Origin of the sequence: Serratia sp. NGAS9 (genome assembly GCF_009905295.1) — a bacterium.
Lineage (GTDB): Bacteria > Pseudomonadota > Gammaproteobacteria > Enterobacterales > Enterobacteriaceae > Serratia > Serratia bockelmannii.
Window position 1 is genome coordinate 2,407,608 of sequence record NZ_CP047605.1, and the last position, 17,254, is coordinate 2,424,861.

General features: G+C 59.1%; 19 protein-coding genes. 11 read left to right on the top strand and 8 right to left on the bottom strand.

The annotated features are described in order from the left end of the window. The first annotated feature begins 36 nt into the window (after positions 1–36). The 4 genes from GUC32_RS11645 to GUC32_RS11660 all read left to right on the top strand — a co-directional run bounded on the left by GUC32_RS11645 (position 37) and on the right by GUC32_RS11660 (position 2,622). Positions 37–906 carry a helix-turn-helix domain-containing protein gene (locus GUC32_RS11645; protein ID WP_164067056.1) on the top strand — a complete coding sequence of 290 codons (870 nt, stop codon included), beginning with the start codon at positions 37–39 and terminating at the stop codon, positions 904–906. Positions 907–923: 17 nt separating this feature from the next. Beyond that, entirely contained in the window at positions 924–1,358 is a 435-nt protein-coding gene (locus tag GUC32_RS11650; protein ID WP_369435743.1) for a glyoxalase, read from the top strand. Positions 1,359–1,668: 310 nt separating this feature from the next. After that, a complete protein-coding gene (locus tag GUC32_RS11655) occupies positions 1,669–2,121 on the top strand; it encodes a MoaF N-terminal domain-containing protein (RefSeq protein ID WP_142590397.1) in 453 nt (150 codons plus the stop codon). A gap of 9 nt (positions 2,122–2,130) precedes the next feature. Further along, complete coding sequence (locus GUC32_RS11660) at positions 2,131–2,622, top strand: nuclear transport factor 2 family protein (RefSeq protein ID WP_025302780.1); 492 nt, start codon at positions 2,131–2,133, stop codon at positions 2,620–2,622. A gap of 171 nt (positions 2,623–2,793) precedes the next feature. Here the strand turns inward: GUC32_RS11660 and GUC32_RS11665 are convergent, their stop codons facing one another. Beyond that, positions 2,794–3,993: a multidrug efflux MFS transporter gene (locus GUC32_RS11665; protein ID WP_004940721.1), complete on the bottom strand. Its 1,200-nt coding sequence runs from the start codon at positions 3,991–3,993 to the stop codon at positions 2,794–2,796. Positions 3,994–4,244: 251 nt separating this feature from the next. Here GUC32_RS11665 and GUC32_RS11670 point away from each other — a divergent pair, with 251 nt between their 5' ends. Continuing rightward, positions 4,245–4,691 carry a MarR family winged helix-turn-helix transcriptional regulator gene (locus GUC32_RS11670; RefSeq protein ID WP_038629307.1) on the top strand — a complete coding sequence of 149 codons (447 nt, stop codon included), beginning with the start codon at positions 4,245–4,247 and terminating at the stop codon, positions 4,689–4,691. 36 nt (positions 4,692–4,727) lie between these two features. Here the strand turns inward: GUC32_RS11670 and GUC32_RS11675 are convergent, their stop codons facing one another. After that, a complete protein-coding gene (locus GUC32_RS11675; protein ID WP_369435744.1) occupies positions 4,728–5,009 on the bottom strand; it encodes a YjcB family protein in 282 nt (93 codons plus the stop codon). A gap of 294 nt (positions 5,010–5,303) precedes the next feature. Between GUC32_RS11675 and mrdA the strand changes: the two genes are divergently transcribed. Both mrdA and GUC32_RS11685 read left to right on the top strand, forming a co-directional pair. Further along, a complete protein-coding gene (mrdA, locus tag GUC32_RS11680; protein ID WP_060447194.1) occupies positions 5,304–7,229 on the top strand; it encodes a penicillin-binding protein 2 in 1,926 nt (641 codons plus the stop codon). Between the two features lie 107 nt (positions 7,230–7,336). Continuing rightward, positions 7,337–9,055 (top strand): penicillin-binding transpeptidase domain-containing protein, encoded by a 1,719-nt coding sequence (locus tag GUC32_RS11685; RefSeq protein ID WP_025302783.1) that lies wholly within the window; start codon positions 7,337–7,339, stop codon positions 9,053–9,055. Between the two features lie 6 nt (positions 9,056–9,061). Here GUC32_RS11685 and GUC32_RS11690 read toward each other — a convergent pair whose 3' ends face one another. Together GUC32_RS11690 and GUC32_RS11695 are read right to left on the bottom strand one after the other, a co-directional pair. Continuing rightward, entirely contained in the window at positions 9,062–9,457 is a 396-nt protein-coding gene (locus tag GUC32_RS11690; RefSeq protein WP_043142743.1) for a polyketide cyclase, read from the bottom strand. Positions 9,458–9,506: 49 nt separating this feature from the next. Next, on the bottom strand, positions 9,507–10,745 hold the full coding sequence (locus tag GUC32_RS11695) for a hypothetical protein (protein WP_089195870.1): 1,239 nt from the start codon (positions 10,743–10,745) through the stop codon (positions 9,507–9,509). 414 nt (positions 10,746–11,159) lie between these two features. Here GUC32_RS11695 and GUC32_RS11700 point away from each other — a divergent pair, with 414 nt between their 5' ends. Continuing rightward, a complete protein-coding gene (locus GUC32_RS11700) occupies positions 11,160–12,707 on the top strand; it encodes a methyl-accepting chemotaxis protein (protein ID WP_238969612.1) in 1,548 nt (515 codons plus the stop codon). Positions 12,708–12,861: 154 nt separating this feature from the next. Here GUC32_RS11700 and osmB read toward each other — a convergent pair whose 3' ends face one another. Beyond that, positions 12,862–13,074, bottom strand: coding sequence for an osmotically-inducible lipoprotein OsmB (gene osmB, locus GUC32_RS11705; protein ID WP_004940700.1), 213 nt, complete (start codon positions 13,072–13,074; stop codon positions 12,862–12,864). Between the two features lie 231 nt (positions 13,075–13,305). Here osmB and GUC32_RS11710 point away from each other — a divergent pair, with 231 nt between their 5' ends. From GUC32_RS11710 to GUC32_RS11720, 3 genes are all read left to right on the top strand, one after another. Next, a complete protein-coding gene (locus GUC32_RS11710; protein ID WP_025302787.1) occupies positions 13,306–13,701 on the top strand; it encodes a DUF427 domain-containing protein in 396 nt (131 codons plus the stop codon). Between the two features lie 130 nt (positions 13,702–13,831). After that, positions 13,832–14,302, top strand: coding sequence for an Rrf2 family transcriptional regulator (locus tag GUC32_RS11715; protein ID WP_025302788.1), 471 nt, complete (start codon positions 13,832–13,834; stop codon positions 14,300–14,302). A gap of 193 nt (positions 14,303–14,495) precedes the next feature. Further along, a complete protein-coding gene (locus tag GUC32_RS11720; protein WP_016927779.1) occupies positions 14,496–14,633 on the top strand; it encodes an AcrZ family multidrug efflux pump-associated protein in 138 nt (45 codons plus the stop codon). Between the two features lie 39 nt (positions 14,634–14,672). Here the strand turns inward: GUC32_RS11720 and GUC32_RS11725 are convergent, their stop codons facing one another. From GUC32_RS11725 to GUC32_RS11735, 3 genes are read right to left on the bottom strand one after another with little or no spacing between them, the layout of a single operon-like run. Further along, positions 14,673–15,434, bottom strand: a complete 762-nt coding sequence (locus tag GUC32_RS11725; protein WP_025302789.1) for an amino acid ABC transporter ATP-binding protein — start codon at positions 15,432–15,434, stop codon at positions 14,673–14,675. Next, entirely contained in the window at positions 15,431–16,336 is a 906-nt protein-coding gene (locus tag GUC32_RS11730) for an amino acid ABC transporter permease (protein WP_025302790.1), read from the bottom strand. Before GUC32_RS11730 ends, GUC32_RS11725 begins: the two co-directional genes overlap by 4 nt. Then, on the bottom strand, positions 16,333–17,247 hold the full coding sequence (locus GUC32_RS11735; RefSeq protein ID WP_049204005.1) for an ABC transporter substrate-binding protein: 915 nt from the start codon (positions 17,245–17,247) through the stop codon (positions 16,333–16,335). The genes GUC32_RS11730 and GUC32_RS11735 overlap by 4 nt, the downstream gene beginning before the upstream one ends. Positions 17,248–17,254 lie beyond the last annotated feature (7 nt).

Below are 17,254 nucleotides of genomic sequence, written 5' to 3' on the forward strand. Positions count from 1 at the left end.
TTTACACTGTCGGCATGTCGAACAACGGGGCCGGCGATGTCCAACTATCAGGCGTTTGAAACACTGCGTGAGCACAAGGCGCGGCTGCACGGCAGCGTGCTGCTGGGCACCGGCGTGGAGCTGGCGGCCTGGTCCAACTGCAACGATCGCGTCACGCAGGAAAGCGCCGACCACCATACCCTGAGCCTGTACGTCGCCGACGGCTATGAGTGCTACCAGCAGGTGCCGGGCGGCTGGCGCAACGGCGGCGGGCCGGATCGGTTCTGCATCATGCCGCGCCAATACGCCTCCACCTGGGATGTGCGCAGCGATCTGTCGTTCGTGCATCTGTACTGCACCGACGGGCATCTGCGGCAGCTGGCGGAGCAAACCTGGGATCGCAGCCCGGCGGCGATCAACGTGGAGCCGCGCAGCTTCGGCGAAGATCCGCAGATCACGCTGCTGTACCGCCAGTTTTTGCTCAACTGCGATTGGCAAGACAGCGCCAATCTGCTGGCGCTCAGCAGCGCGTCGAACCTGCTGATGTCACACCTGATCCAGCGCTACAGCCAGCTGCAGTGGAAGCTGCCGCCGGTGCGCGGCGGCCTGGCCCCTGCGGTAGCCAGGCGGGTGCGGGAATATATCGCAAGCCACCTCGATCGGCCTTTGCTGTTGGCGGATCTGGCGGCGCAGGCCGGGTTGAGCGAATACCATTTCGCCCGCATGTTCAAGCACGCCACCGGCCTGGCGCCGCACCAGTTTGTGATGCGCGCCCGGCTGCAGCGGGCGGAACAGCTGTTGCGGCATAGCCAACAGCCGATCACCGAGATCGCGCTGGCGTGCGGCTTCAGTTCCGCCAGCCATTTCAGCAACCGCTTCAAGGCGGCCTATGGATTTGCTCCGCTGCAGGTGCGGCAGGGGCGCTAACCGAAAGGGAGTGCAGCATGGATCAACAATTTGCCGGGCTGGGCGTGTTGTTTGTCGCCGGATTCGGGCCCATCACGCGTGAGAGCGACGAGAGCAAGGCGTTTTATGTCGAGGCGCTGGGGCTGCCGCTCAAGCCGATGCCGGGCAACGAGAGCTATCTGCTGGCCGAGCAGGGCGCGCTGGACGGCGTGAAGCATTTTGCCCTGTGGCCGCTGGCGCAGGCGGCGCAGTCCTGCTTTGGCGACGATCGCTGGCCGGCGGATCTCGCGGTGCCGCAGGCGTGGATCGAGTTTGACGTAGCCGACATGGCGGTAGCCACCCAGGGGCTGGTCGATCGCGGTTATCGGCTGCTGGTCGCCAATCGCGAAGAGCCGTGGGGGCAAAGCGTTACCCGGTTGCTCAGCCCGGAAGGACTGCTGGTTGGCGTCACCTATACGCCCTGGCTGCGTTAAACGCCGTGCCGTTCGTCGCCGTTTTGCAGCGGCGGGCGGCCTAAGAACAAATACGCATTAGCTTAAAGCGATCTGCGCTATAGACCTATCGAATCCCCGAGTTGTTTCCTTCCTTGAAAGCAGTAATCCCGTTCATTGCGTAAAAACCAAGGGCCAGAGCGCACTATTGCCATGCCATTTTACGGCGATTTTCCCTCGTCTTTTTTTGCCGCCAGGTGCCTGATGCGAATAGAGATTATTCTTATATTTCCATCAATGCTTAAGAAATAATAATGATTCTCGTTTTCAACCACGGAAAGGAGAAGGAACGATGAAAACAGTGAAGCGAACGGGCATCGCGCTGGCGATAGCCCTGACTTTCCCCCTGGCATTGCCTGCCGCTACGGCGGCGCAACCCTCCCTGACAAACAGTAAGGCGGCGACGATGACGGAAAAACACGGGCAGTTTATTGCGGTCGGTAAAGTGGTGCAGGTGACCTTCGGCGATTTCGCCTTCAAGCTGGATTTTACCGATGACAAGACCATGACCTTCACCGGTATCGGCGAGGCGTCGCAGGGCATTACCGACACGGTACAGTACACCGCAGTGGAGATTCGGCCGAAGGTCTACATGGTTTATTGGCACGAACCGCAGTCCGGCGACAACGTGACGCATATCGAGGACTTTGAGCGCGGCGAGGTGTACACCAACATCGCCGCCAAGGACGGCAGCTTCACCCATCTGAAAGGGCAGCTGAAAATCGTAGGTCACTCAGGAAACTAAGGAGCAGTTATGAAAAAGGCATTGATCGCCTGTGCGATCGTCGGCGGCTTGCTGGCGAGTTACCCGGCGTTGTCAACGGATCAGGCGGCGTCGCAAAAGTCGGCCGGCAAGGGCGGCTATCATCATGCCCAGCAAAAGCTGAAGGTGGTGGAAGATCTGTACGCGGGCTTCTTCAACCGCCACGACATCGGCGTGGCGCAGAGGCTGATTGTGGAAAACTACAAGCAGCATAACCCGTTCGTCGGCGACGGCATCAAGCCGTTCCTCGATTTCTTCAGCCAGACCTTTAAAGACAATCCGCAATACAGCGCCAAAATATACCGCAGCGCGGTCAACGGCGATCTGGTCTACGTTCACGTCAAATACCAAAATAACCCGCAGGATCGCGGCACCGCCAGCGTGGATATTTATCGGGTGAACGATCAGGGGAAAATCACCGAGCATTGGGACGTCAATCAGGATGTGCCGGAAAAATCGGCTAACGACAATACCATGTTCTGAGCCACAAGGGCCGCTGCGGCGGCCCTCTACGCGCCTGCAACACTTTATTTACTTACATAAATATTAAATGACCGCCGCGTCGAGTAGGCTACGGCCGCCTTTGGCAGTGGTGGTACGGTTGATGGGCGTCATTGTCCCGCCACTGCTTGAGGCGTTTCCCCACATTCCCCGTTATCCCGCACGTTGATTTTCCACTTTTTTGAACTGATGGCGCAGCTGCAGCGCATTGCAAAGCACCAAGACTGCCGTGACGGCGAACACCCAACGGAACCCCATCATCGCCGAAATGCCCGATCCCAGCAGCGGGCCAACCACGTTCCCCAGGTACATGAAGGATTGGTTATAGCCGAAGATGCGCCCGGTCACCTGATCGGAGGAATACTTCAGCAGCAGCGCCTGCACCGCCGGCATCAGCGCGCCGTCGGCAAAACCCAGCAGGAAGCGCAGAATGCCCAGCTGCAGCGGCGTATTGACCCAGGCCATCACGGCGAACAGGCCGGTGGTGAACAGCAGCGCGGCGATCAGGATGCGCGCGGTGCCGATGCGATCGCCGAGCCGCCCGAGGCGTGGCGCCGAGATCAGCGCCGCAATGCCGGGCACGGCGGCGATCATGCCGCTGACAAAGGCGATATTGCTGACGTCGCCCGATAGCTCGCGAATGAACAGCGTCAGGATCGGGCTGATGGACGAGTTAGCCAGCTGGATCATCAGGGTACAAACGAACAGGGTGACGATCAGCGTCGGATAGGGCAGCGAACGGAATACCGCCTTGCCGCTCAGCTGATCCGCTTTTTTCACCGTGATGCGCCGCTCTTTAATCAGGAACAGCGTCACCAGGAAGCTGACGAACATCAGCCCGGCGGTGACGAAAAATACCACCCGCAGCCCCAGATGGTCGGCCATCAGCCCGCCCAACAGCGGCCCGGCGATCACGCCGGAGATCTGCCCGGTAGAGAGCGTGCCCAGCGCCCAGCCGCTTTTATCGCGCGGCGCCTGCGAGGCGACCAGCGCCATGGCGTTGGGAATATAGCCGGACGTCAGCCCCATCAGGGCGCGCAGCGCGAACAGCTGCCACACGTTAGTGGCCAGCCCCTGCAGCGCGATGACGATCGCCATGCCCAGCGAGGCGCGCAGCAGCATCAGCTTGCGGCCTTTGCGGTCGGCCAGGCTGCCCCACAGCGGCGAGACCACCGCCGAGACCAAAAAGGTGCCGCTGAACACCAGCCCGGACCACAGGCTGAGGGATTGGTGATCGCTGACGCCGAGCTGTTCGACGTACAGCGGCAGAAAAGGGAGGATTTGGCTCATCGCCAGCCCGGTGAAGAAACACCCGAGCCAGACCGAGATCAGATTGACTTTCCACGCTTCCATCGGCTTACCGTACCACGTTGAATAAGGAGGGATTTATTAATCAAAATAATAATAACACTGCAAATTAATCGGCGAGGGGCAAATGCGTGAGCAAACGTAACCCTGCCGATGCAGTGTCTTTTTTGCTATATATTAATAGCTATATTATCATAGGTAACTAGGTTAAGCCAGAGCGGCGCGGTAGCCAGGCAGGGCACTGCGCGATCCGGCGGTGTGAAAGCAGGGATAAACTGAACGCTAGATTGATGCCAATGAAAAAAGATCACCCTGAAGACGTGACGCTGCTGCGCACGCAGTTAATGTCGCTGGTGCGCCGTTTACGGCGCGAGTCGCGTAGCGACGAAAAATCCTGGGCCCAGCTGATGCTGTTGGGGGCTATCGATCGCCACGGCGGCGAGGCGACGCCGTCGCTGCTGGCGGAATCGGAGCGCATGCGTTCCTCTAATCTGGCGGCCGCGTTGCGTGAGCTGGAGGCCGACGGGCTGCTGGTGCGCACGCCGGATGCCGAAGATAAACGCCGGGTGCGGGTACGCCTGACGCCCGCCGGGCTGGGCCTGCTGCAGCAAAGCCGCAGCCGACGCGAGGCGTGGCTGCTGGCGGCGATGGAAAGTTGTTTAACGGAGCAAGAACAGGCGCTGTTGGTTGAGGCGGGGGCGTTGATGGCGCGGCTGGCGGCGGCGCCAACGGACGAGGAATAATCGCTGGGCGGCCGGTGCGCCGCCCGTGCAGCGAGGTTACGGCATCGGCCAATCGGCCGGCATGGTGCTGACCACGTCCACGTAGCGATCCCAGGCCGATGACCAGAACTGGGTGAAGGCTTCCAGGGTAAGGTGGATGCCCATCAGGCCCATCACGAACCAGCAGGCGGTAAACAGGCCCAGGCTGCTGAACATGAACGCCATGCCGTTGCGGCTGGTTTTACGGCAAACGACGTTTAACTGGCTGGCGAAGAACATCATCACGGCTCTCAGCAACTCCCAGCGCATCATGACTAAACCGGTGGCAATGGTACTCATCGAACTCGATCCTATGTAACAAAAAGCCGCATCCGGCAGGGCGCCGACAGGGAAATGCGGGGGAATATCGGTAATAGTGTGATTAAGATCACATTGTAGCATTGGGGCGAACGGGGGCTCAATGGGGATCGCGGTGAAAAAATCGCCGCCGGTAACATTCCAATATGCTGAAACAGTTATGCCATTTCATTAGCAACCTTTTCATGGGGCGTCGCGCCCGATAACGCTATGCTTGCCGGCTTTTCAGCCCCCTGATTTTGCGGGGAAATGTGACGCAAAAGGTACCGGCACTGCATGGCCCTGTTAAAAGAAACAATTCGCGACCACTCTGCGGAAGAAAGACTGTTTATCCGCCGGGCAGGCGTGGCGCTGGCGCTGGTAGTGGTGTGCTTCGGCGTATTGATCGTCAACCTCTACCGGCTGCAAATCCGCCAGCACGGCTTTTACCAGACGCGCTCCAACCAGAACGACATCAAGATGCTGCCGCTAGCTCCCAGCCGCGGGCTGATCTTTGATCGTAACGGCACTCCGCTGGTGCGAAACGTGACACTGTATCGTATCGAGATCACGCCCAGCAAAATCACCGACATGGCGGCGCTGCTGCAGGCGCTGACGCCGATCGTCGACCTGACGCCGGAGGACATCAGCGCGTTTCGCGATGACATGCACCACAACAGCCGTTACAAGCCGGTGACGCTAAAAACCGGGCTGAGCGACACCGAGGTGGCGCGTTTTGCCGTCAATCAATACCGTTTCGACGGGGTAACAATCGATACCTATCAACAGCGTGAATATCCTTACGGCGCTCAGCTGGCGCACGTTCTGGGCTATGTGTCGAAGATCAACGACAGCGATCTCAAGCGCCTGGACAAGGCCGGCCTGAGCGAAAACTACGCCGCCGACCGCAACATCGGCAAACAGGGCATCGAAGCCTATTACGAGTCCGAGCTGCACGGCACCACCGGCTATCAGGAGGTGGAGGTGGATAACCACGGGCGGGTGATCCGCCTGCTGAAGGAGCAGCCGCCGAAGGCCGGCAAAAACATCTACCTGACGCTGGATCTGCCGCTGCAGCAGTACATTGAATCGGTGCTGAAGGGGCAACGCGCCGCGGTGGTGGTGGAAGATCCGCGCGACGGCGGCATTCTGGCGATGGTCTCCAGCCCCAGTTACGATCCCAATCCCTTCGTCAAAGGCATCGGCTATCAGGCCTATAAGGCGCTGCTCCGCAACCCGGATCTGCCCCTAATCAACCGCGTCACCCAGGGGCTGTACCCGCCGGCGTCGACGGTGAAGCCCTACATGGCCGTTTCGGCGCTGTTCGCCGGGGTGATCACGCCCACCACCACCTTTTTCGGCGCGCCGACCTGGACGCTGCCCGGCACTGAGCGCCGCTACCGCGACTGGCTGAAAACCGGCCACGGCATGCTCAACGTCACCAAAGCGATCGAGGAGTCCGCCGACACCTTCTTTTATCAGGTGGCGTATGAGATGGGCATCGATCGTATTCACCACTGGCTGAGCCAGTTCGGCTACGGCCAGTCCACCGGCATCGATCTGAACGAAGAGTATCGCGGCGTGCTGCCGAGCCGCGACTGGAAGCTGAAGGTGCACAAAAAAGGCTGGTATCAGGGGGATACGGTTTCGGTGGGCATCGGCCAGGGGTATTGGGTGGCGACGCCAATCCAGATGGTAAAAGCGCTGACCACGCTGATCAACAACGGCCAGGTGAAAACGCCGCATCTGCTGTATTCGCTGCAGCAGGGCAACCGGGTGACGCGCTACCAGCCGCCGGCGCAAGCGGCGCAGATCGGCGATCCCCACTCGCCTTACTGGGGCATTGTGCGCAACGGCATGTACGGCATGGCCAACCTGCCGAACGGCACCGGTTACAAGCTGTTCCATACCGCGCCGTACCAGATCGCCGCCAAATCCGGCACCTCGCAGGTGTTCAGCCTGAAGCAAAACCAGACCTACAACGCCAAAATGATCCCGGTGCGGCTACGCGATCACATCTTCTATACGCTGTTCGCGCCTTACAAAAACCCCCGGGTGGCGATGGCGCTGATCCTGGAAAACGGCGGTGGCGACGGCGTGGTGGCGGGGCCGACCGCACGCGCGATCCTCGACCATATTTTTGACCCGGCCAACGCGCCACAGCCCGGTGATATGCCGCAAAGTAAACCGCAGTTAAACGACAGTGCGGATGTGCAACGGTGATGCGGTTTGTTTTTACTTTCTTACAAACTGCAATCTCCTGACCATTTCCGGCAAGGTAGACTGAAATAACACCATAAACCGAATAAAAACGTAGGGTTAACACAACAGTGGCGCCATCGACCAAAAAGAGCGGTAAAACCTATTCCACAGTTCGTTTCGGCTGGATTTGCGCCGGCATGCTGGTCTGTTTTTTTCTGTTGGCGTTCAGGGTCGGCTACCTGCAGCTGCTGGAACACCAGCAGTTGGCGGATCAGGCCGACCAGCGTTCGATCCGCACCCAGGTGGTGCCGACCAACCGCGCTATGATCACCGATCGCAACGATGAGGCGCTGGCGGTCAGCGTGTCGTCCAAAGACATCGTGCTGGACCCGAAGCATATTCTCGATACCCAGACCGATACCGGTAACGAACGCTGGCAGAGTATGGCCAACGTGCTGAAGATCCCGCTGGCGGACGTACAGCATCTGATCCAGAGCAACGCGCACAAACGTTTTGTCTACCTGGCGCGCAAGGTGGAGGACGACAACGCCGCCTACATCAGCAAACTGCACCTGACCGGCGTCAGCGCCGAGCAGGATTTCAGCCGCTTTTATCCGATGGGCCAGGATGCCGCCGGGCTGATCGGCATCGTCGGCCAGGACAATCAGGGGCTGGAGGGCATCGAGCTGGGCTTCAACCCGCTGTTGCAGGGCAAAAACGGCCTGCGGGTCTATCAGAAGGACGGCAGCGGCGCGGTGATCGGCGTGCTAAAAAGCGTGGATCCGGTGCCGCCGCCGAACGTGACGCTCAGCATCGACAAGTTTATCCAGTACGTGCTTTATGCGCAGATCCGCGACGGCGTGGTGGCCAACCAGGCCGACTCCGGCTGTGCGGTGCTGGTCAAGATCGACACCGGCGAGATCCTCGGCATGGCCAGCTACCCGTCGTTCAACCCGAACAACTATGGCAGCACGCCGGCGAAAGACATTCGCAACGTGTGCAGCAGCGACAGCTTCGAACCGGGTTCGACGGTGAAACCGGTGGTGGTGATGGTGGGGTTGGAACATAAGCTGATCCGGCCGGATACCGTGTTGGACACCACGCCGTATCGGGTGAACGGTCACCTGATCAAAGACGTCGGCCACTGGTCGAAACTGACCATCACCGGCGTGCTGCAAAAATCGAGCGACATCGCGGTATCGCACATTGCGCTGGCGCTGCCGGCCACCGTGCTGCCGGCGGTCTACCGTAGCTTTGGCCTGGGGCGGCCGACCGAGCTTGGCATCGGCAACGAGAGCAGCGGCTATCTGCCGCAGCACCGTGAACGCTGGGCCGATATCGAACGCGCTACCTTCTCCTTCGGCTATGGGCTGCGCGTGACGCCGCTGCAGATGGCACGCGAATATGCTGCTATCGGTTCCTTCGGCATTTATCGGCCGCTGTCGATCACCAAGGTGACGCCGCCGGTGATGGGGCAACGTATTCTGCCGGCGGATACGGTACGATCCGTGGTGCATATGATGGAGAGCGACGCCTTGCCTGGCGGCAGCGGGGTGAGCGCCGCGGTACCGGGCTATAGGCTGGCGATCAAAACCGGTACCGCCGAGAAAATGGGCCCCAGCGGCAAATACGACGGCGGCTACATCAACTACACCGCCGGCGTGGCGCCGGCCAGCGATCCGCAGGTGGCACTGGTGGTGATGGTCAACAACCCGAAAGCCGGCAAGCACTTCGGCGGTTCGGTGGCGGGGCCGGTGTTCGGCAAGATCATGGCCCAGGTGCTGGAGCACATGAATATCCTGCCGGATGCCCAACCGCTTAACGTGGTGTCGTCGGTCAAGGGCTGATGGGGATTAGCGCGATTCCAGCAGGCGCTTCAGCGCCTGCAGATCGGCGTTCACCAGCCCGGCGTCGCGGGCGAATAGCGCATCGTCCATGTCCGGCTGGCGGAACAGGGTGAAGATCACCTCGGTGCCGTGCCGGTTGGCGAGCGCGCGCAGCGGCACGTAGACCACGCCGCCGTTCGGCAGCGTCACCCAATGATCCAGCACGCCGAAGGCATTCGGCGCGCTGAAGCGAATACGAAGTTTTCCCTGTGGGGTGTCTGCCACCCATTCTTCATCTTCCTGCCGTAAACTGTTGGCCAACCCTTTGGCCCACAAGGGGAAATTTTCCGGCTGGCTGAGAAAGGCGTACACCTCGTCACAGGGGCGGTTGATGGCAATATGCAGCGTTTGCGCGCTCAGCATCGTGGCTTCTCCGGTTGGCGGTGATACTTCAGTGTAGATCTCGCCGTGCTCAGAAGTAGTAACCGATGTTCACGTTAGTGCGAAAATACCATTTATTGCTGCCGGAGGATTGCGTGCCGGTCCAACCGGTGGCGTTTTCCACGCCGCCCCACGGGTTGGCATTCTGCGCCCAGGTCAGGTCCACCCACAGCATCACCGGCATGGCGAACACCTGCACCCCCAGCGTATTCATTTTGGAGTCGGAACCGCCGTGCTTATCCTTCCAGAGCACGCTGTAATCGTTGTAGAACCGCAGCTTTTTCACCGGCCCCCAGGGTACGTCGACGTCGCGCGCCAGGTTGATGGCGGCGGTGGTGGCCTGCGACGGGATCAGATAGGCCGGCGTCAGGCCGTTGCCGCCCATCAGGATCACCGAATTGTTGGCCCCGGCCGGGCCTTTGGCATCGTAACCGTAGCGGATCACCTGGCCGGACAGATGCCAGGGATCGTTATTCACCAGCGTATGCAGGCCCGCCGCCCAGAAGCTGCCGTTATCGCCGGTAGCCTGGTTGTAGAGCCGTGAGGCCGCCAGCGAACCGCCGAGCTCATTGTCCCAGCCGCCCTGGTGGAAAGCGCGCGTCAGCCGCAGGTTTATCTGATCGCGTTTTTCGTTGCGCTGCAGGTGCTGTGACGCATAGTTGGTGTTTTTCAAATCGTCGTAGCTGGCGACGTCGGGGGCGTAACGCACGCCGGTCGGCATCATGCGCGGGTAATAGGCGGCGTCGAAGGCCCAATCGTCATGCTGATATTGGTATTTGGCGCCCAGCCCGGTGTTGACGCCAAAGCCGAGGTAAAACGGAATGCCGTACGACCAGCCGAACTGCGGGTAGGGCATCAGGCCGAACGGTTTGAACGGCGCGCCCAGTTGCACGGCGGAACGTTCAGACAGGTGATAGCCGACATAGGCGCGGTCGATGGCGTATTTGCGCCGATCCTGAAACCAGAATCCGCCATCGAAAAATGCATCGTTTACCTGGCCGACGGCATCGATGCGAAAAGCGTCAAAGCGTAAATGCGGAGGATTCCGATAATTGCTGCTGTGCCAGTCTTCATAGCGATAATTGGCGCGCAGTGCGCCGCCGATATCAATATTCTTTTTATTATCCTCGCTTTGCCAATGAATATGCGGAAATGCCGGGCGGCTTTTTTTTACCGGCGCCGCGGTGGTGGCAACATCGTTGGGCAATGCGGCGACGGTTGCATAACTCACTGGTGAAACAAGGAAAAAACAAAGCGTGATCTTGCGCATAGCAGGCCCCTGAAGAAAATAGACTGTTTATTAAGGCGAGCGAGTTTCACCTGTGAACAGGGCATTTACGCTCATCGGTTTTATATTTGAGACGATTTTATTGAGCGTTTCATATATTAAATTTCGCGCCGGTTAATATATGAAACTTTGTTTCTTTTTTAATGGAAAAACTATAAATCCGGTATTAAACAAGTCAAGAAATAAAAATGAGAGTTGACGGGCAATACCGATTATTGGGGGATCTTGGCCGGCGGGGGCGACGCAGAGCAGGCTGAAATAGTCGTGTCATCAATGCCCGTTAGACTCGCGGCATCCTGGTATGACTGACTAAAAATCATGAACATAAAACTGACACTGGGCCGCAGGGTAAAACCTGCGGCAGCGCTACCGCGTGCGTTTGGCTTCGGCAAGAGCATGGGCTTATTAAGCGGGGTAATTTGCGTTATCGCGCTATTTTCTCTGCTGCAATTGTTTTCCACCCTATTTATTTCCAATATTTTGCGCGACGCCAAGGTTAATCTGGTGACGGGCGATGCGTTGCATCGCCAGCAGGCGACAATGGATCGCGCCAGACTGTCGCTGCTGACGGCCAGCGATACCCTGAACCGTGCGGGCATCTATTATCTGCAGGATAAAGCCACCGGCTCCGAGGGCAGTTGGCATAGCCTGCTGGATGAATCGTTGGCGGCGTTGGCGGCTTCAAAGCAGGCCTTTGCCCGGTTCGAGCGCTTGAGTGCGGCTGCGCCCGAAGCGACGGGCGCCCTGAAAGACAGCTATCGTCTGTTCTATGACGGCCTGAAGGAACAGGCGCAAGGGTTGCAAAGCAGCGCCAGCGTCGATGCGTTTTTCGCCGTGCCGATCCAGGCGTTTCAGGCGGATTTCAACGAAAAGTATCTTGCCTACCAGACGCTGAACGAGCGGCGTGGCGATGACGTCAACGTGCGGCAATTGGCGGCGCTGGAGCAGGCCAAGATCTTTGCGTTTGGCGCGCTGGCGGCGCTGGCGCTGATTGCCGTGGGGGTCTGGGTCGGCGTCTCTCGCTGGGTTATCGCACCGTTGCAGCGGGCAATCGCGCACCTCAACGTGCTGGCCGCCGGCGATCTTTCGCGGCCGCTGCCGCCTGAGCGGGCATTCAACCGCGAGATGCGTCAGCTGCAGACCAGCATTGGCCATATGCAAAACGGCCTGCAGCGGCTGGTGAGCGAGGTGCGCGATGCGGCGAGCGGGATCCTGAGTGGCGTCGGCCGGCTGGCGGACGGCAATCGCCAGTTGACGGCACAATCGGCGAAGCAGGACGGCGAATTGCAGTTGGCGACCGAGCACGTGCAGCAGCTGGCGGCGCGGGTGGAAGAAAACGGCCAATACGCCCAGCAGGCCAGCCAACGAACCGAACAAGCCCGGCAGTACGCCGGCGCCGGTGAGCAGATGATGGAAACCGTCAATGTTTCAATCCAAGGGATCGTCAACCAATCGGCCGAGATGCGTGGCATCGTCGCGCTGATCGACAGCGTGGCGTTCCAGACCCATATTCTGGCGCTGAATGCGGCGATCGAGGCCGCGCATGCCGGCGTTCACGGCCGCGGCTTTGCCATCGTAGCCAAAGAGGTGGGTCTGTTGGCGCAAAAGAGCAGCCATTCGACGCGCGATATTCAGCAGTTGATCAACCGTTCACTGCGGCAAATCGATCAAGGTTCGCAGGCGGTGGATCTGCTGACCGGCAACCTGCGCCAGATTATCGATCTGGTGAACAAATGCAGTGCCCTGATGGGGGAAATCTCGCAGGCGTCTTTCAATCAGGGGGAGAGCATTCAGGACGTGACGGCGCGCATTGCGGCGCTGAATCAGGTGGTGCAACAAACCGGCGCCGTGGTGAACGCGGTGACCGAAGCTTCTCAGTCGCTGCAGGGTGAATCGGAACGGTTGGAAAAAGCGATGGCGCGTTTCAGGCTGCCTGTGCAATAAATAACCCTGACGCAGGTTAATGAATAATAAAGCTGCGCTAAACGTTATTTATTATTTTCCACCGCTGAGGGACGTTATTTCGATAAATAAAAAACAGACCGGCGCTTATGGATTAAAAAAGTGCCGGCCTGCAGAGATTATTTTAACGCGATGATTAACGGCTGGTCTGGTGGCCGATAATGCCACCCAGCGCCGCGCCGCCGAGGGTACCCAGCGTGCTGCCGTCGGTCAGCACCGCACCGCCGACTGCACCGACGCCAGCGCCGATCGCCGTGTTGCGATCGCGATTGGACATATGCCCACATGCGGTAACGGAAAGCGTTGCCATCACCACCACCAACACACCTGCGGCACGTTTAATATTCATAATGAGTTCCTGGTAAATTGACTGATTAATGGATTAAAAATAATCCGATTAACCTGCCGGTAGAAGTTGGGATGAATGTATTCCTCCGTAAGAAAATCGAACAGGTAAAAATTCTTAATTTTGCGGCGGTGAAAAGCGATTGCTCGCCGAATGTGCGGCCGCCGGTAAAATCGTGGGTCTATACTGGAAAGACGCCTCGCGGGGTGCGGGGCGCACACTCTGGAGGCCGCCATGTCCGATCTCGTTTCCGCATCCGGCAAACCGGTGAAAATCCCCGGCCCGGACCACCCAATCACCTTGACCCGCCATCCGGCGCGGGTTGTCGTGCGTGCAGCCGGTCAGACCCTGGCCGACAGCCGCAACGTGCTCATCCTGCAGGAAGCCACCTATCCGCCGGTGTTTTACTTTCCGCGTGAGGATGTGAATCGGGCGCTGTTGCAGAAAAACGAGCACGTCAGCTACTGCCCTTATAAGGGCGACTGCAGTTATTTCTCCCTTGTGCTTAACGGCGAGCAGGAGGCCAATGTGGCCTGGAGTTATGAAATGCCCTACAACGCCGTGGTAGCGATCAAGGATCATCTGGCATTTTATCCCGATAAAGTGACGGAGATCCGCACAGAAGCGTGAGCCGCCGCCGCCATCGGGCGGGGCAGGTTGACATTCTCATTATCCCTACTCATTATGTGTATTACCGTAAATTGATACGCTTTCCTTATGTTTTAATCCGACATAAACGAAACTCTGAGCAGGTGCCAAGGTGTCTACCTCTACGCGATTTGCCGTTGCCATCCATATTCTGACCAATATCACGCTGTGTCGTGGCCAGACGGTGCGTTCCGAAGACATCGCGCGCAGCGTCAACACGAATCCGACGGTAGTACGGCGCATCCTCGGCGCGCTGGCGGAGGCCGGGCTGACCTATTCACAGATGGGACAAGGCGGCGGGGCGCTGCTGGCGCGGCCGGCGGAAACGATCTCGCTGCTGGACGTGTATCGCGCGGTAGAGGATCAACCGTATTTCATGCTGCACCGTACCCGGCCTAACGATGCGTGCTATATCGGCCACGCCATTACCCCGGTGCTGGAGCAAGAATTTGCACGCGTCGGTCACGCGCTGGAAGCCAGCCTGGCGCAAACTAGCATCGCCGAAATGGCCGGGCAGGTCGAACGGTGCGCAGGCTATCCTTTTGTCCCTTGTTCACCGCAATATCAAGCGGATACGCAATAAAAAACCACGCAAATTCCCGCTACGCGCAGAGCATTTTTTGCATTGCGTTAATGTAATTGTGTAAGTTACATTAGCTCGCATCAAGTGTGATGTAGCTCACGTTTTAGACTGCCTCCCCACGATAATCGATCGATTGGCCGGAAACCTTTTCTTCCGGCGTAGATTCGCTGTGCTTATAAACCAGGAGAGAACGATGTTAGAAATGATTGAAAGCTTGGCCACCGTGGTGGTCCTGGTGCCGGTAATGGTGGCCGTCTTGCTCGGCGCGATTTACGGCCTGGGTGAAGTGTTCAACGTCTTTTCCGCTATCGGCAGAAAAAATAACGGCTGAATTTGAACGTCAGGGGACGCAACGCCCCCTGACGGAGGGTTACAATACCGTCGCCAGGAAGTTGCGCGTCCTCTCATGTCCCGGCGCATCCAGAACCTGCTGCACGCTGCCCGTTTCAACCACCTTTCCCTGATCCATAAAGACAATCTGGTCGGCCACTTCGCGGGCGAAGCCGATTTCGTGCGTGACCACCACCATGGTCATGCCCGAATGCGCCAAGTCTTTCATCACCTGCAGCACTTCGCCAACCAATTCAGGATCGAGGGCGGAGGTCGGTTCATCAAACAGCAACACCTGTGGGTTCATTGCCAGCGCGCGGGCGATGGCGACGCGCTGCTGCTGGCCGCCGGACAGTTCACGCGGCCAGGCGTTGATGCGATGTTCCAGCCCGACGCGGGTCAGCAGCTGTTTCGCCCGTTCCTGCACCTCGGCTTTTTTTTCCTTTTTCACCCGCAGCGGCGCGTCGCTGACGTTTTGCAACACGGTGCGGTGTGCAAACAAGTTGAACTGCTGAAATACCATGCCAATGCTTTTACGCTGTTCGGCCACCTCGGCTTCTTTCAGCTCGTACAGATGCCGGCCTTTTTGGCGATAGCCGATCAGCTGTTCGCCAACACGAATGGTGCCGCCGTCCAGCTTTTCCAGGTGGTTGATGCAGCGCAACAGGGTGGATTTGCCGGAGCCGGAAGGGCCGAGGATCACCGTTACCGAACCTGCCGGAATGGTCAGGCTGATGTTTTTCAACACGTCGGTGCCGGAAAAGGATTTCCGCACCCGGTTGATGTGGATAGATGCGCTCATTGTTCACCTCCCTGAGGGGCTTTGCGGTTGAGGAAGAACCGGCCGCTGCGCGTTGCCTGCGTGCCGCGGCCAAAATAGCGCTCCACGTAGTATTGACCAATCGACAGAATCGAAGTCATGGCCAGATACCACAGGGTGGCGACCAGCAGCAGCGGGATGACCTCGTAGGTGCGTTGGTAAATGATCTGCGCCGAATACAGCACGTCCTGCAGGGCAATCACCGACACCACCGCGGTGGTTTTCAACTGCCCGATCACCTCATTGCCCGCCGGCGGCAGGATGGTGCGCATCGCCTGCGGCAATACCACGCGCCACAGGATTTGCCCACGACGGTAGCCCAGCGCTTTGGCGGCTTCCAACTGGCCGCTGCCGACGCTTTGGATGCCTGCTCGCACGATCTCCGCCGCATAGGCCGACTGATGCATCACCAGCGCAATCACCGCGGCGCTGAAGGTGCTGATAAGGGTATTGGTCGGTGCGCTGGCGACTTCGCCCAGAAACGGGATCCACAAGCTGATGCGGGGATAAAGCGCGGCGATGTTGTACCACAGGAACAGCTGTACCAGCATCGGCACTGCACGGAAGAACCAGGTGTAGAACCAGCTTACCGCCACCAATACCGGATTGGCCGACAGGCGCATCAGCGCCAGCAGCACGCCGCCGGCGAAGCCGAACACCACCGAAATTACCGTCAGCTTCAGCGTCATGAGCACGCCGTTGAGGATGGACGCCTCGGTAAGATTTTCCGCCACCACCGACCATTCAAAGCGCGGGTTGTGCAGCATGGAATTGACGATAACGCCGACGATCAGCAGTACAACCAGGGCGCTGAGCCAGCGCCCGTAATGCCGGTGGCCAACGATGCTCAGTTCCGCGTCGTCGACAGGGTATTGCCCACTCATTTTGCGATCTCTTCATTGATGCCGGCGGTTTTCACGGCACCAAAACCGATATCCCAGCCGTCGAGGATTTTCTGGTAGCTGCCGTCGGCGATCAGCGAATTTAGTGCCGCCTGCACCGGTTTCACCAGTTCGGAGCCTTTCGGCAGGGCGATGGCCACCGTGGTACCGTCGATGTTGATATCACCGGCCAGCGTCAGCGGTTTGACGTGGGTGGCCTGGTAGCGCAGCCCTTCATACGGGCCGAAAAACATCGGCACGCGGCCGCTGATCACCGCCTGCACCCCGGCCGGACGGTCCGGGAAGATCGGCATGGTGATGGCCGGCTTGCCGGCGGCGACGCATTGATCGCTGGCCTGCTGCAGGCGGGTGATTTGCGAGGTACCTGCGCCGGCGCCGACGGTCTGGCCGCACAGCTGGGCCAGCTCGGTGTAAGGGCCAAGCGCAGCGTCTTTGCGGGCGATCAAGGCCAGTTTGGAAGCGTTGTAATAGCCGACGAAGTCCACCTGCTGGAAGCGCTTTTTGTTGGCGTCAATGTTGGCCAGCGCGACGTCATAACGGCCGGACTTCAGGCCGGGGATGATGTTGTCGAAACCGCCGGTGTCCTTCCAGTGGATCGCCACGCCCAGGCGATCGGCAATTGCGCTCATCACGTCGATTTCACGCCCGGCCAGCGTTTTGTTGTCCGCCTGGTAAAAGGTGGTCGGCGGGGTGTTCGGGTTGGTGCCGGCAACGATATAGCCGGCCTTTTTGATAGCGTCAGGCAGGCTGTCGTGCAGCGCCGGATCGGCGGCAGCTTTCACCGCCGCCTTGAAGGGAACATCGCCTTCAGCGGCATGACCGGCGGCCAACGGCGCCAGCGTGGAGGAAGCCAACAGCAGGGACAGTACGGTGCGTTTGAATGTGTTTTTCATCATGATT